Here is a 14,573-nt window from a genome sequence, read left to right on the forward strand (position 1 = left end):
CCTTTTCAGACAGCCTCTTTTTTATTACCCAAAATTAAATTTATAATTACGGGTAGCAGATAATACGTCTTCCAATTCTTTTTGAAGCTCTTTTCCTTTATCTAAATTATACCAATTTTGTATCTCAGTTTTTATGATCTCAAAAGAAGCTCTCTCCTGGAGTAGTTCAGCATACATTTTTTGACAATTTTCAGGACGTGGTCCCCAGGTTGCTAAATCTTTACCTTTTTGATTTTGAATTACTAATTTAGGAATTGATTGCGTGCCATTGGTGAGATACTGCTCAATCCTGTAAGGTGCTGCATCTCGTAATTCATAAGATACAGTTAGTAGCGGATTCTCACTTGCTATCATTTCTATAAAAGGGATATTGTGAGCTGCATCGCCACACCAGGGCTCGGTAATAATAATCCAGTGTTGCGGTTCATCTATTTTTTTAGCAATCTCAACAATATCATTTGATAATTTTCCTGTTTTGAACCACCGGTTCATACGTGACCAGTTTAGCTTTGTATAATTCAGGTAATCGGGATTATCATAAGGCGGTTGATGTTCAGTCGCAGGTTTAAGCAGGATATTTTTGAAGTATGAGCTATATTCTTGAAAATTCATTGAAATTAATTTTATCGCGATTTTTATTAATTCAAATCTACAGAATAGGAAATAAAAAAACCGTAAAGACTTAAAATTAAGTTTTACGGTTTTACAAAGTGATCGCGCCAGGATTCGAACCTGGGACCGCCTGCTTAGAAGGCAGGTGCTCTATCCAGCTGAGCTACGCGACCGTTTTTGCGGTTGCAAATATAAGCCTCTTTCCAAATAAAACAAGTTTTTTTTATTTAAAAATTTATTTTTTTCTTCAACTTGATTTTATGGGAATTTTAATCTGTTTTTAACTTAATTTTTAAATTGAAAGTTTTTCTCAATTATATCCTTAATTTTGCCTCGGTAAATTTTTTAAAAAATTCCTTTGATAACATTGAAATATTTTTTGCTCCAAAATTCAACGCCTGTTAACCAGATATTTAGGTTTAGTAAATTTACCTCAATTCTTAATAAAGCCTGTTAATTGTTTATGGAGTTTCAATTCACCATTATTGTTCCGGTTTATAACGAGATTGAAAGTTTACCCAGGCTTTTTGATTTTTTGCAGAATTACGTTAAATCGGCTTCACTCAAATCCTGTGTTTTACTGGTAGACGATGGCTCTGGTGACGGCAGTGCTTCGGCTATAGAAAAATTCTGTTTAGATCACGAGGATTTTAATTGTTTGTTATTCGACAAAAATTATGGGAAAGGCGCAGCATTAAAAGCCGCTTTCGATCATACTAAAACGCCATTGCTTGGTTACCTGGATGCCGATCTACAAACGCATCCCGAAGATTTTGAATTACTTCTGCCATATATTAAAGATTTTGGTTTGGTTACCGGCTGGCGTAAAAATAGAAAAGATACCCTTGTAAAACGTATTTCTTCCAAAACCGGAAATGCCGTACGCATATTTTTTACGCACGATAATATTCACGATACCGGCTGCCCGCTTAAGATAATGCATACCGAATACGCCAAGAAAATCCCTATGTTTAAAGGTTTACAGCGTTTTTTACCGGCTATGATATTATTGCAGCAAAAGGAGATAAAAGAGGTGGTTATTAATCATTATCCAAGAATTGAAGGCGAATCTAAATACAATTTCAAAAATAGGTTTTTGGGGCCTTTGGTAGATTGTTTTGCTTATGTTTGGATTAAAAAATCGTATATAGATTATAGCATAAAAGCGAAACATGGATAATTCGCTGCTTATTTATGTAATTGGCTTTACCGCGCAAATCCTTTTTTCGTCAAGGATGATTATGCAATGGATACTTTCTGAAAAACAAAAGAAAGTGCTTACCCCAATTCTTTTTTGGGAATTAAGTTTACTGGCTTCTTTTTTACTTTTTATTTACGGCTATTTTAGAGATGACTTTGCGATTATGTTGGGCCAAACGCTAACGTATTTTATTTATATAAGAAACTTACATTTCCAGGGGCAATGGAAAAAGCTTCCCTATTTAATACGATTTATAATCCTGGTTTTCCCTGCTATTGTGGTTATTTACAGCTTTTTTAATAACGAATATAACCTTCAGAAATTATTTCTGAATGAAGCAATCCCATTTTGGTTGCTTTTGTTAGGAATTTTTGCCCAGGTAGTTTTTACCTTAAGATTTTTATACCAGTGGATATATTCTGAAAAACAGAAGAAATCCTGTTTACCGCTTGGATTTTGGTGGTTAAGCCTGGTAGGTTCTTCGTTAATTTTAATTTATGCAGTCTTTAGAAAAGATCCCGTTTTGCTTATTGGGCATTTGTTTGGCGCCATAATGTATATTAGAAATATTATAATTCACCATAATGAAATTAGAGAATAAATATCTTCTGCTACTCATTTTTGCAGCAATAGCCGTGTTTTTTATAAACCTGGATGCAATTTATATCAACATTATGGAGGCGCGTAATTTTATTACCGCTCGCGAAATGCTGAATGATAATAACTGGATATTCACCACGATGAATGCTGAGCCGCGTTATGAAAAACCACCTTTACCAACCTGGCTAACCGCAATTTCAATGTCGGTTTTTGGGATGGAAGGACTTTTTGGCTTGCGACTTCCTTCAGCAATTATGGGATTAATTTTAGTAGTTTTTATCTACAAATTACTACTCAAAATTACCAAAAATATAGAATTGTCTTTTGTGGCCGGTTTAATTGCTACTACCTCATTTTATATTGTTTTCTCCAGTAGGGACGGGCAGTGGGATATTTATACCCATAGTTTTATGATGCTGGCTATCTTTTGGCTGTATAAACTCTATAATTCCACTAAAAACTGGTATTTGTATGCTTTAGTTAGCGGATTGTTTATTGGTTGTTCTATTCTTAGTAAGGGCCCGGTTTCACTTTATGCATTATTTCTTCCGTTTTTAATTGCTTACGGAATTATTTACAAATTTGATGGCACAAAGGCACGGTGGAAGGCCCTGGCTCTTTTAATTTTGGTGGCATTAATTTCTGGCGGTTGGTGGAACCTCTATGTTTATTTATTTGATACTCGTGCAGTTGCCGAAATTACCAGCCAGGAGACGGGGAGATGGTTAAATTACAACGTAAGGCCGTTTTATTATTACTGGAGCTTTTTTATTCAAAGTGGTTTATGGACCATTCCATCTTTTGTGGCCTTGTTTTATCCTTATTTAAAAGATAGGGTTAGCAATAAAAAAGCTTATAAATTCACGCTTCTCTGGACGCTGGCTTCAGTTTTTTTGCTTTCAGTAATTCCAGAGAAAAAATCCCGCTATCTGTTGCCGGTTCTTATTCCTATGGCAATGAATACCTCATTTTATATTGAATTTCTTTTTAATCATTTTAAAAGCTTAAAGACAAAAGAAGCGGCGGTGATTTATTTTCATTTTGGAATTTTCGCCATTGTAGGCTGTGTTTTTCCCATTGCTGCATATTTCTATTTTGAATCTTTTCTGCAGGATATTTTGATTTGGTATATCTTGAGTTCAATTTTCTTATTTATCATCGGGGTTTTAATGTTTAGGTTTTTAATACTGAAAAAAATAAAACCACTTTTTTATTTAAGCATATTCTTCCTGGTAAGTATTGTATGGTTTGGTTTGCCAATGGCCAATAAAATTAATGTAAACAAAGATTATAATAGCATTGTAAATATTAAGAGGCATCTCAAAGAATATAATGCACCTGTTTATGAAATTAATGATTTTGCGCCAGAAATGATTTGGGAATATGGAAAACCAATTCCGGTTTTAAATAAGAATGGTGAGATTAAAATCCCTTCAGAAGATAAATTTTTGATTTTATCTGATGGGAAATATAATCTTGATAGTTTACAGACCATTTTTAGAAACTATAGCACGATTAAAATTGATAGCGTAGATATGAATCCTGTGAGCAGCAAACACAAACAACGGTTGTACAGGGATTTATTCCTCGTTGAAAAAGAAAATTAAAAATAAAAATCAGCCGTATTTTTAGAGAAGCCTAAAACTTTTCAATTCTTGTTAAAATGAGACGCTACCAATTTTTTAACATGCTAATATTTGATTATATTGGAGCGCTTTTAAAACTAACCAAATAATGCTTGACTATCCAATAAAATTTTTCCCCATTTTGAAAGAAAAAATATGGGGTGGAGAAAAACTAAAAACAATTCTAAATAAAGAAACCAACCGGGACGACCTGGGCGAAAGCTGGGAAATATCTGGTGTAGAAGGAGCTATATCTGTAGTTTCTAATGGTGAACTTAAAGGGTTTTCCCTAAAGGACCTTTTAAAGGAATACAAAGAAGAAATTGTAGGTAAGAAAATCTATAAAGAATTCGATGCCGATTTTCCTTTGCTTATAAAATTTATAGACGCCAATACAGAACTTTCTGTACAATTACATCCTAACGATGAGCTTGCGCAGCAACGCCATAATTCTTTCGGAAAAACCGAAATGTGGTATATTATGCAGGCCGATGAAGGTGCAAAAATCAACATTGGTTTTAAAGAAAGTGTTTCTAAAGAAGACTATATTACCCGTTTAGAAGAAGGAAAAATTGTTGAATTACTCAATTTTGAAGAAGTAAAAAAAGGCGATAGTTTCTTTATAAATACCGGAAAAGTACACGCGATAGGAGCAGGGGTGCTTTTAGCTGAAATTCAGCAAACCTCAGATGTTACTTATAGAATTTACGATTGGGACCGAACCGATGATGAAGGAAATTCCCGGGAACTGCATACCGCATTAGCCATTGATGCGATAGATTTTGAAAAGAAAGACGATTTTAAGCTGAACTACGAAAAAACAAAAAACAAATCTTCTGAAGTTGCCAGTTGCCAGTATTTCACTACAAATTACTTAGCTGTAGATGGAGAAATTACCAAAGATTATAGCAATTTAGATTCGTTTGTAATCTATATGTGTGTTAACGGAAATGGAGAAGTTTCAGTAAATGGAAATTCTGAAAAAATCGCCCAGGGAGAAACTTTATTAATCCCGGCCTCGAATAAAGAAGTTAAGCTTTCAGCTGAAAATTGTGAACTTTTAGAGGTTTATATTAAATAAAAAATAGGCTGTCTAAATCGCGTTTTACAATCGTCATCCTGAACTGGTTTCAGGACCTATGTTGTTAGAAGTTGAAATAAGTTTTGCCTGACGGAAATATGCGTTTTAAACAGCCTATTTTAACCTTATTTATTTTTTAAAATTTCTTCTATTTTTTCCAATTCAATTTTATTGAATTCAAGGTTTTCAATGGCTTTAATATTATCTTCTAATTGAGAAACCTTACTCGCACCCACCAAAACGGAAGTAACGCGTTTATCTTTTAATAACCAGGCCACGGCCATTTGTGCTAAACTTTGATTCCTGGATTGGGCAATTTCGTTTAGTGCCTGCACTTTTTTTACCACTTCAGGTGTAATTTGCGACTCATCTAAATAACTGCCCTGGGTTGCCGCTCTACTGTCTTTTGGAATTCCGTTTAAATATTTATCGGTTAAAATTCCCTGTTCCAATGGAGAAAAAACGATGCTGCCAATCCCTTCGTGTTCAAGTGTATTTAATAAACCATTTTCAACCCAGCGATCCATCATATTATATCGAGGTTGATGGATTAGGAAAGGTGTTTTCTGCGCTCTAAGAATTTCAGCTGCCCTGGCAGTATCTTTAGATGAATATTGGGAAATACCCACGTAAAGTGCTTTTCCCTGTCTTACAACCTGATCTAAAGCACCCATAGTTTCTTCTAAAGGTGTATCAGGATCTGGGCGGTGGTGATAGAAGATATCTACATAATCCAGTCCCATTCTTTGTAACGACTGATCTAAACTGGCAATAAGGTATTTCCTGGACCCAAAATTACCATAAGGTCCCGGCCACATATCCCAACCGGCTTTGGTAGAAATAAGCAATTCATCACGGTATTGCTTAAAATCTTCGGCAAAAATCTTCCCGAAATTTTTCTCAGCCGAACCATAAGGTGGCCCATAATTATTGGCAAGATCAAAATGGGTAATACCATTATTAAATGCTGCTCTTAAAATGTTTCTTGCATTTTCAAAATCATCATTATCTCCGAAATTATGCCATAAACCCAGCGAGAGTAGGGGAAGTTTAATTCCGCTTTTTCCGCAGCGGCGGTATTGCATCTTTTCGTATCGATTCTCGTTAGCTATATATTTACTCATTGAAATTAATTTTAGTTCTAAATCTTAGGTAATTCCCAACCATTATGGTAATTCGCTTTTAACAGATTATTCGCCTCATCATCATCGAAACTTTCATTTTCTGAATCCCAGTACAATTTTTTTCCTGTTTTGTATGCAATATTTCCCATATGGGCATTAATAGCCGCGATGCTTCCTGTTTCAATACCACAATTAAGTTTTGAACAATCATTGGTAGTTATGGCTTCAACAAAATTAGCCGCATGTTTTTCCAGCGCATTTCCTTCAGGTTTTTGCAATGCTATTTCTTCCACTTTCGGAACAAATTTTCCATCTATATTATCTCCTTCAGGAATTATCTCCCAGTCGTCTCTATTTACTACCAGCGTACCGTTATTTCCTATAAAAGCAATGCCTTCATTTCTACCATAATTTCCACCGTCAATTCCAACGGCGTGTTCCCATAGTAAATTGAAATTCTCAAACTCATATACTGTTTGAAGCGTATCGGGAGTTTCAGCGGCATCATTGGGGTAAGCAAGTTTTCCGCCAGAAGCTAAAACAGATTTTGGTGCTTTAGCATTCATTGCATAGAGTGCAATATCAATTTCATGCACACCCCAATCGGTCATAAGTCCGCCGGCATAATCCCAAAACCAACGAAAAGTAAAATGGAACCGATTTTCGTTAAAAGGTCTTTCAGGCGCAGGACCCAACCACATTTTATAATCTACACCCGGTGGAGGAGTGCTGTCAGGTTTATGTGGAAGCCTGTCTTTCCAGCCTATATAAGCCCAACATTTCACCAAGCGAATATTCCCAAGTTTTCCCGATTTTACATAATTTATAGCATCGTCATAATGTGTCCCGCTGCGTTGCCATTGGCCTACCTGTACAATTTTATTATACTTTTTGGCGGCCTTAAGCATGGTGTTACATTCTTCAATACTATTGGCAAGCGGTTTTTCCACATAAACGTGCTTCCCGGCTTGCAGAGCGTGAACCAAATTCAAACAATGCCAATGGTCTGGTGTACCAATTATTACCGCATCAATATCTTTGTTTTCCAGCATTTGACGGTAATCTTTGTACTGTTTTGGTGCTTTACCGGTTATATCCTTTACATTTTTAGTCCTTTCATCTAAAACACGCTGGTCTATATCTGCCAGGGCCACGCAGGTTAGATTGGGTAATTTAAGGTGAGCCTGCATATTAGACCATCCCATTCCTTTACAACCAATTAATCCAAAATTAATTTTGTCTTTTGTACCAAAACTCTGATAACCTGAAAATGGATTGGCCAATAAGGACCCTGATAAACCTAAACCGGCAGTAGCCAGAGTAGTTTGCTGCAAAAATTTTCTTCTTGAATTCTTCATTTTGTAACAGATTAATTCAATTCCCTAACCCAGATATTTCTGAAACTCACTGGATTTCCATGATCTTGCAAATGAATAGGAAGTTTTTCGTCGTGTTTAGTATAATTAGGTATGCCAATATATTCGGTTGGGCCACTTAATTCGTAATTGTTTTGAACCAACACCCCGTTATGAAACACGGTAAGTTTTGCCGGACTTAATAACAGGCCATTTTCATTAAATCTGGGCGCAGTAAAAATAATATCGTAAGTATTCCATTCTCCGGGTGCTTTTGTTGCATTTACAAGTGGAGGGGATTGCTTATAAATACTGGCGGCCTGGCCGTTGGTATAGGTTTCATTTTCATAAGAATCCAGAATCTGTACTTCATATTTTTCCATAATAATTACTCCGCTATTTCCACGGCCCTGTCCGTCACCTTTAACTTCTGAAGGCGAACGCCATTCTACATGTAATTGCATATCTCCAAAATTCTCTTTTGTTTTTATGCCGCCGGTTCCCGGTTTTACGGTTAACACATCTCCTTCTATATTCCAGGTGGGTTCGGAGCCATCTTTTTCGTTTACAAAAGCTGAGAGATCTGAACCGTCAAACAATATTATTGCATCAGAAGGTGCGGTGGTAGTAGATTCTCCGGCTTGAATTTTAGGCGGCACCGGTTCGTAAAACTCGGTGGCTTCAGGTGGTAAATCGATGTTTTTTTCCTGGGCAAAAGCAGGGAATGAAGCAATTATAAAAGTACCTGCCAATAAACTTAATTTTAAAGATATTCTCATTTTGAAATTTTTAGTTGGAAATTATTTAACATGTTCGTAAATCATTTTTGAAACCTGGTTAAGCATTTTGGTACCGGTATCCATATCTTCCATATTTTTTGAAAGTAGAACCAATACATATTTTCTTCCGTCGGGTAATTCTATAAGGGCTGAATCGTGGTGCACTCCGGTAATCCAACCGGTTTTATTGGCAATTTTTAAATTTTCAGGAAGCAAATGGGGAATAAGATCCGTGTGTTTTTGTTGGCGCAAAATATTCAGCATTTTTTCGTCGGCTTCAGGATTTACTGCATTTCCGGTAGCGAGATCTTCAAAAATTAGCATTAAATCGTATGCGGTGGTAGAATTGCTTAACCCGGCTTCGTAGGCTTTCATATCCTCTACACCACGAAGCACATTAATATTTTTTGCATCCAGATTTCGCATTGTTTTGTTTACATTCTTAGCATCAACCAACTCAATTATAATATTAGTAGCCAAATTGCTGCTATAAATAATCATATCGGTTACCAGGTCTTCAATACTTCTTTTCTGGTCAATTTGTTCATAGAGATGTTCCCCACTGTCGCGACCAAGCTCGAGAGAATAAGAGCTGCCATCTAAGATACTTTTAAATTGATTTTTGACAATCAGGGAATCCTGGAGAGCGAATTTTCCCGCTGAAGCTTGTTTAAAAACCTCTATCATCACCGGGGTTTTCATCGTGCTGGCGGCGTGAAAATCTTCGTGATGATTTATAAAAATACTGTTTTTTTCTTCGGAAAGATCTTTAAAAGCAATAGCAAAATCACCTTGCGTGATTTTAAAAATAGAATCAATAGTATGCTGAAGTTCTTCAGTAGAAGTTTGTGCATTGCTTATAAAACAAGCAAAAATGAAAAGAATGGCGGGGAAAAATTTCATTAGTTTCGAAATTACTTTCCGAATTTAATGAAATTTCCCTAAACACACTTAAATACTGCCCAAAGCGATTTCTACCATTCGGCTAAAACTCTGTTCCCGGTCTTTTGCGGGTAAATGTTCCCCCGTAACCAGCGAGTCAGAAATCGTCAATACCGAAAGGGCCTTTACTTTATGTTTGGCAGCAACGCTGTAGAGTCCGGCGGTTTCCATTTCTACACACAAAACGCCATAATCTGCCCATTTTTTATAATTCTGGTCGCTTTCTTCGTAAAAAACATCAGAAGAAAGTACATTCCCGGCTCTGAATTTTATATTATGGTTTTCAGCAAAATTTACGGCTTTCATAAATAATTCAAAATCTACGGTAGGAGCATAGTCGGCGTGCTGAAATTTCGCCTTATTAAAACCTGAATTTGAAGAAGCAGCCATAGCTAAAACCACTTCATTTACCTTTAAATCTTCCTGATAAGAACCGGCAGAACCTACACGAATAAGCTTTTTAGCGCCATATTCAGTAATTAATTCAGTGCAATAAATCAGTGCGGAAGGAATCCCCATTCCGGTAGCCTGTACCGAAACTTTTTTACCCTGATAAGTGCCGGTATAACCCAGCATTCCTCGTACTTCGTTATAACAAACTGCATTTTCCAGGAAGTTTTCTGCAATCCATTTTGCTCTTAAAGGATCTCCCGGTAATAAAACGTTTTCTGCTATTTCTCCTTTCTTTGCCTGTATATGTACGCTCATTCTATTTTTTATCTGACGTTAAAAGCTTAATTCCCGAAGAAGTTCCCAACCTGGAAACACCTAATTCAATATATTTAATAGCGGTTTCTCTATCTTTAATTCCGCCAGAAGCTTTTATTTGCATTTTATCCCCTGCGATTTTTTGCATCAATTTCACATCTTCAAAAGTAGCCCCACCGCTTCCAAAACCAGTAGAAGTTTTTACAAAATCGGCATTTGCCTTTAAAGCAGCGTGACAGACAACTTTCTTTTCGGCATCGGTTAAAAAGCAGGTTTCAATAATCACCTTAAGTACTTTAGAACCTATGGCTTTTTTAATTTCGGTGATTTCGTTTTCTATATATTCAATTTTTTCGGCCTTAAGCATTCCAATATTTATTACCATATCAATTTCATCGGCACCAAGTTCAATAGCATCTTTAGCTTCAAAAACTTTGGCTTTGGTGGTCATTGCTCCTAAAGGAAAACCTATTACTGCCGCTATTTTTACAGCAGAGCCTTCTAAAGCCGATTTGGCTAATTGAATATAAGAAGGAGAAACGCAAATTGCATAAAACTGGTGCTCTACTGCCTCTTTACATAACTTTTTTATATCTGCCGGTGTGGCCGTTGGCTTCAATAAAGTATGATCTATATATTGGTTGAGTTGCATAAAATGGATTTAATCTTTACAAAGCTAAAACTTTCTAACAGATCTAATTTATGATAATTCTCAGGTTTTTGATATTGTGCTGGTTTTAGGGATTTAACATTCAATAATTTATTTTTAATATTAATAAAAAAATATTAATGAAAATCTATTATATTTTGTAGTTTTCCGGAATTATCAGGTATTATTCATCAATCTTTTCTTAATGTTTAAAAATTACTTTCTTCTTTTTTTTATCTTAATTTCTTCAGCGACATTTTCTCAGAATTACTCCGAAGAAAAGATATACTCCTTGTATGATAAGCAAGTTGGAATTGAAAATTCTGTTTTATTCCGGGGTATTGAGTATGTGGAACTTCACCGTGTAATTAATGAATTCCATAAATTTTTTGAAGTCAATGAATTTGTGGATGCTTCAATTATTTATAACGATCAAAAATTTCCCAATGTACCTATTAAGTATAATGTTTATGATGATTTAATCCTGGTAAATCTTCAGTACAATCAAAACAAATCAATTTTTAAGCTAATTAACAATAGAGTGCAGGAATTCTATATTAACGGTCATCAATTTATTTATTTAGAAACTTCAAATGATATAGATCTCAACGGATTTTTTGAAGTAATTGATAGGGAAGGAGCATTTAAAATCTACAAAAGGCATAAAAAAGATATGCAGGAACGTCGTGATAAACAGATGGTTTATCATGAATTTAAAAATGATAAGCCAGATTATTATTTCGAGTTTCAAAATGATGTTTTTGAATTGAGGAATAAAAGAAACCTTTTTGACGTTTTTCCGAAGCTAAAATCTGAAATAAGAAATTTTTATAGAGCAAACAGAAAGGAATTTAGAAATAACCCTGAAGATTTTATGAAAACACTTGCCACAGAGATGAATTCATTGCTTTCAAATTTCCAAAACGAAATTTAAGAATGAGAAAAATTTTACTCCTGTTTATTTTTATTTCTATTCATTTTACTCAAGCCCAAACGGATAATAAGGAAATATCTCTTAAGGTTGAAAATAAAACGAAACCCGAAATATTAGAAGCATTAGAAAGTAGCTCAGGTTACCCAATATATTTTGATGAAAGATGGTTTGACCTATCTAAACATACCGGGGTGTATAAAGGCTCTCCGATTACCATACTCAGGCAAATATTAGAAGAAACCAATGTTAACTTCTATATGAAAGGGGATCGTATAATTTTAACCCAGGGTAGTGTTATTTACGATAAGCTTCCCGATGGTTTCCTGGAAACAAAACCAGAGCAAGATGTACTTGCTAATAAAAGTTCTACAGAGATTTCAGACCCCGTTTTCTATAACAATAATACTGTTAAAAGTGATGTTGTAGAAACTGTTATTATTGGAAAAGAGGATCGCACTGAAGGAAAAAACACTTACCAACTTTCAGGGAGGGCTATGTCTAAGAAAGGTGAACCAATTTCAGGACTTAATATTTTAATACCTGAAAAAAATATTGGTACTGTTACAGATATAAATGGGTACTATGAGCTAAACGTACCTAAAGGAGTAAATCTTCTTGAAACTCAGGCTTTAGGAGTAGGAAAAGTAAAAAAACGTCTTATTGTTTATAATAATGGCTACCTGGATCTAGAACTAACACAAAGTTTTGAAGAACTCAGCGAGGTTTTAGTAGAAGCGAATGCCAGGGATAATATTAGAACCGCTTTAACCGGTGTAGAAAAAATTAATGTTGCAGAGATAAAAACCATTCCCCTTGTATTAGGTGAACGGGATATTTTAAAAGTAGCAACTACGTTACCTGGAATTAGCACTGCTGGGGAAGGTGCAAGTGGCTTTAATGTTAGAGGAGGAAAAACCGATCAAAATTTAATCTTGCTTGATGGTGGTGTTATTTACAACCCATCTCATTTCTTTGGCATATTTTCCGGCTTAAATCCTTTCACTACCGGAAGTGTAAGTATTTACAAAGGAAGTATTCCTGCCGAATTTGGTGGAAGATTATCTTCAGTTTTTGATCTAACTACCAAAAAAGGCAATAATGAAGAATTTACCGGTGAAGCTTCAATTGGGCCAGTAACGGGTAATTTAACTCTCGAAATTCCAATTATAGAAGGTAAATCAAGTTTAATAATTGGTGGTAGAGGTACATATTCAGACTGGATTTTAAATCTTACTGATGAAGAATCCCTTCAAAACAGTCAGGCTTCATTTTATGATGCCGTAGCTAAATACAATCATAATTTTGATAATAATGATGAATTAAACATTACCGGTTATTATAGCGATGATGTTTTCAGCATTACATCAGATTCTTTATTTAATTATAATAATAGCCTGGTGTCGCTTTCATATAAAAAGGTTTTTAGTGAAAAACACCAGGGCGAATTGGTTCTTGCCAATAGTAATTATAACTTCAATATAGATTATGCCAGTGATTTTAGCGATAATTTTGAGTCTGGGTACTCCATAAACGAGTCGGAATTAAAATTAAAAATGAAATATTTCCATAATATTAAACATACTTTTAATTATGGGATAAACAGTAAACTATATATGGTATCGCCCGGAGAAATTAACCCCGGTAACGCCGAATCATTAATAGAAGAACTAAATATTCCAAAAGAGCGAGGTTTGGAAACTGCTGTTTATTTTGAAGATAGTTTTGAAATAAATGAAAAACTTTTGCTTAACGCCGGATTAAGGTATTCGTTTTATACTGCTTTTGGTCCCAGAACTGTAAATACCTATGAAGATAATTTACCAAGAAATGAAGAAACAAATATTGGTAACGAGACTTACGGTAGTGGTGAAGCCATAGAGACTTATGCAGGCCCTGAAGCAAGATTTTCAGCAAGGTATTTTTTAGCACCTACTTTCTCAACGAAGATAAGTTATAACAATACCTATCAGTACATTCATACATTGTCTAATAACACTACAGCAGCCCCCACCGATACTTATAAATTATCAGATTCTTATATCAAACCCCAAAGAGCAAGTCAATATGCTTTAGGTTTTTATAAGAATTTCACCGATAATATTTATGAGGTAAGCCTGGAGGGTTATTATAAAACTTCTAATAATCTTTTAGACTATAAAGTTGGAGCCGATTTATTTTTAAATGAAAATATTGAAACTGAAGTTCTTCAGGGGGAAGGAAAAGCTTATGGAGCCGAATTACTTTTAAAGAAAAGGACCGGGAAATTAAACGGCTATTTGGGCTATACTTATTCCCGGTCTTTTATAAAACTAGCAGGTGACTTTCAGGAAGAAACAGTAAATAATGGTGAATTTTTCCCTACAAATTTCGATAAACCACACGATTTTAGCGCAGTGTTGAATTATAAACTTACTCAACGTTTTAGCTTTTCAGCAAACTTTGTATACCAAACAGGTCGACCGGTTACTTATCCTATTGGAAAATTCAATTTTAATAATTCTGAATATGTTATGTATAGTGACAGGAACCAATTTAGAATCCCAGATTATTATCGTCTGGACCTTAGTTTTAACGTAGAAGGAAATCACAAAATTGAAAAATTAGCACATAGTTTCTGGAATATTTCTGTTTACAATGTATTGGGTAGAAACAATCCCTATTCAGTATTTTTTGTAACCGATAGTGGTGAGGTAAAAGCTTACCAAAGCTCTATTTTTTCAATTCCAATTCCTACAATTACATATAATTTTAGATTCTAATTAATGAAGCTTATTACTATCAATAAGAAATTACTTTTATTATTTTTATTATCTATTGCAGTATTATCTTGTGTGGAAGAAATCCCCATTGAGCCTGAAACTTTTGAAGAAGCTATTGTGATTGAAGGTAGTATTACCAATGAAGAAAAACAGCATCAAATTAAAATATCTAAAGCTTTTAAAATAGATACCACCGGGCCAAAT

At 34.9% G+C, this 14,573-nt stretch carries 13 protein-coding genes, 1 tRNA gene and 1 pseudogene; 7 read left to right on the forward strand and 8 right to left on the reverse strand.

Annotated elements, in window-relative coordinates:
- Positions 1 to 24: 24 nt before the first annotated feature.
- Together B4F31_RS04610 and B4F31_RS04615 are read right to left on the reverse strand one after the other, a co-directional pair.
- Entirely contained in the window at positions 25 to 612 is a 588-nt protein-coding gene (locus B4F31_RS04610; RefSeq protein ID WP_286760732.1) for a thioredoxin family protein, read from the reverse strand.
- Between the two features lie 99 nt (positions 613 to 711).
- Positions 712 to 785, reverse strand: a tRNA-Arg gene (locus B4F31_RS04615).
- A gap of 290 nt (positions 786 to 1,075) precedes the next feature.
- Here B4F31_RS04615 and B4F31_RS04620 point away from each other — a divergent pair.
- From B4F31_RS04620 to B4F31_RS04635, 4 genes are all read left to right on the forward strand, one after another.
- The gene (locus B4F31_RS04620) at positions 1,076 to 1,792 is read left to right on the forward strand and encodes a glycosyltransferase family 2 protein (RefSeq protein ID WP_075326941.1); all 717 of its coding nucleotides are present in this window, start codon (positions 1,076 to 1,078) and stop codon (positions 1,790 to 1,792) included.
- Positions 1,785 to 2,414 (forward strand): lipid-A-disaccharide synthase N-terminal domain-containing protein, encoded by a 630-nt coding sequence (locus tag B4F31_RS04625; RefSeq protein WP_075326940.1) that lies wholly within the window; start codon positions 1,785 to 1,787, stop codon positions 2,412 to 2,414. The genes B4F31_RS04620 and B4F31_RS04625 overlap by 8 nt, the downstream gene beginning before the upstream one ends.
- Complete coding sequence (locus B4F31_RS04630) at positions 2,398 to 4,020, forward strand: ArnT family glycosyltransferase (RefSeq protein WP_286760733.1); 1,623 nt, start codon at positions 2,398 to 2,400, stop codon at positions 4,018 to 4,020. The genes B4F31_RS04625 and B4F31_RS04630 overlap by 17 nt, the downstream gene beginning before the upstream one ends.
- 127 nt (positions 4,021 to 4,147) lie before the next feature.
- On the forward strand, positions 4,148 to 5,119 hold the full coding sequence (locus tag B4F31_RS04635; RefSeq protein ID WP_075326938.1) for a type I phosphomannose isomerase catalytic subunit: 972 nt from the start codon (positions 4,148 to 4,150) through the stop codon (positions 5,117 to 5,119).
- A 125-nt stretch (positions 5,120 to 5,244) separates the two neighbouring features.
- Here the strand turns inward: B4F31_RS04635 and mgrA are convergent, their stop codons facing one another.
- Genes mgrA through deoC form a run of 6 tightly spaced genes read right to left on the reverse strand, consistent with a single transcriptional unit; the run spans position 5,245 to position 10,679 of the window.
- Positions 5,245 to 6,243: an L-glyceraldehyde 3-phosphate reductase gene (mgrA, locus tag B4F31_RS04640; protein ID WP_075326937.1), complete on the reverse strand. Its 999-nt coding sequence runs from the start codon at positions 6,241 to 6,243 to the stop codon at positions 5,245 to 5,247.
- Positions 6,244 to 6,260: 17 nt separating this feature from the next.
- The gene (locus B4F31_RS04645; protein ID WP_286760734.1) at positions 6,261 to 7,601 is read right to left on the reverse strand and encodes a Gfo/Idh/MocA family protein; all 1,341 of its coding nucleotides are present in this window, start codon (positions 7,599 to 7,601) and stop codon (positions 6,261 to 6,263) included.
- An 11-nt stretch (positions 7,602 to 7,612) separates the two neighbouring features.
- Complete coding sequence (locus B4F31_RS04650) at positions 7,613 to 8,377, reverse strand: 3-keto-disaccharide hydrolase (protein ID WP_075326935.1); 765 nt, start codon at positions 8,375 to 8,377, stop codon at positions 7,613 to 7,615.
- Positions 8,378 to 8,398: 21 nt separating this feature from the next.
- Complete coding sequence (locus B4F31_RS04655; protein WP_075326934.1) at positions 8,399 to 9,280, reverse strand: serine hydrolase; 882 nt, start codon at positions 9,278 to 9,280, stop codon at positions 8,399 to 8,401.
- 48 nt (positions 9,281 to 9,328) lie between these two features.
- Positions 9,329 to 10,027, reverse strand: a complete 699-nt coding sequence (gene deoD, locus B4F31_RS04660) for a purine-nucleoside phosphorylase (protein ID WP_075326933.1) — start codon at positions 10,025 to 10,027, stop codon at positions 9,329 to 9,331.
- A 1-nt stretch (position 10,028) separates the two neighbouring features.
- Entirely contained in the window at positions 10,029 to 10,679 is a 651-nt protein-coding gene (gene deoC, locus B4F31_RS04665) for a deoxyribose-phosphate aldolase (RefSeq protein ID WP_286760735.1), read from the reverse strand.
- A 289-nt stretch (positions 10,680 to 10,968) separates the two neighbouring features.
- Between deoC and B4F31_RS04670 the strand changes: the two genes are divergently transcribed.
- From B4F31_RS04670 to B4F31_RS04680, 3 genes and pseudogenes are all read left to right on the forward strand, one after another.
- Entirely contained in the window at positions 10,969 to 11,610 is a 642-nt protein-coding gene (locus B4F31_RS04670; protein WP_286760736.1) for a hypothetical protein, read from the forward strand.
- 2 nt (positions 11,611 to 11,612) lie between these two features.
- Entirely contained in the window at positions 11,613 to 14,369 is a 2,757-nt protein-coding gene (locus tag B4F31_RS04675; protein WP_286760737.1) for a TonB-dependent receptor, read from the forward strand.
- Between the two features lie 3 nt (positions 14,370 to 14,372).
- Positions 14,373 to 14,573 (forward strand): annotated as a pseudogene (locus tag B4F31_RS04680) (DUF4249 domain-containing protein); the annotation flags it as partial.

This window comes from Salegentibacter sp. UBA1130, assembly GCF_002311535.1.
Taxonomy (GTDB): Bacteria; Bacteroidota; Bacteroidia; order Flavobacteriales; family Flavobacteriaceae; genus Salegentibacter; species Salegentibacter agarivorans.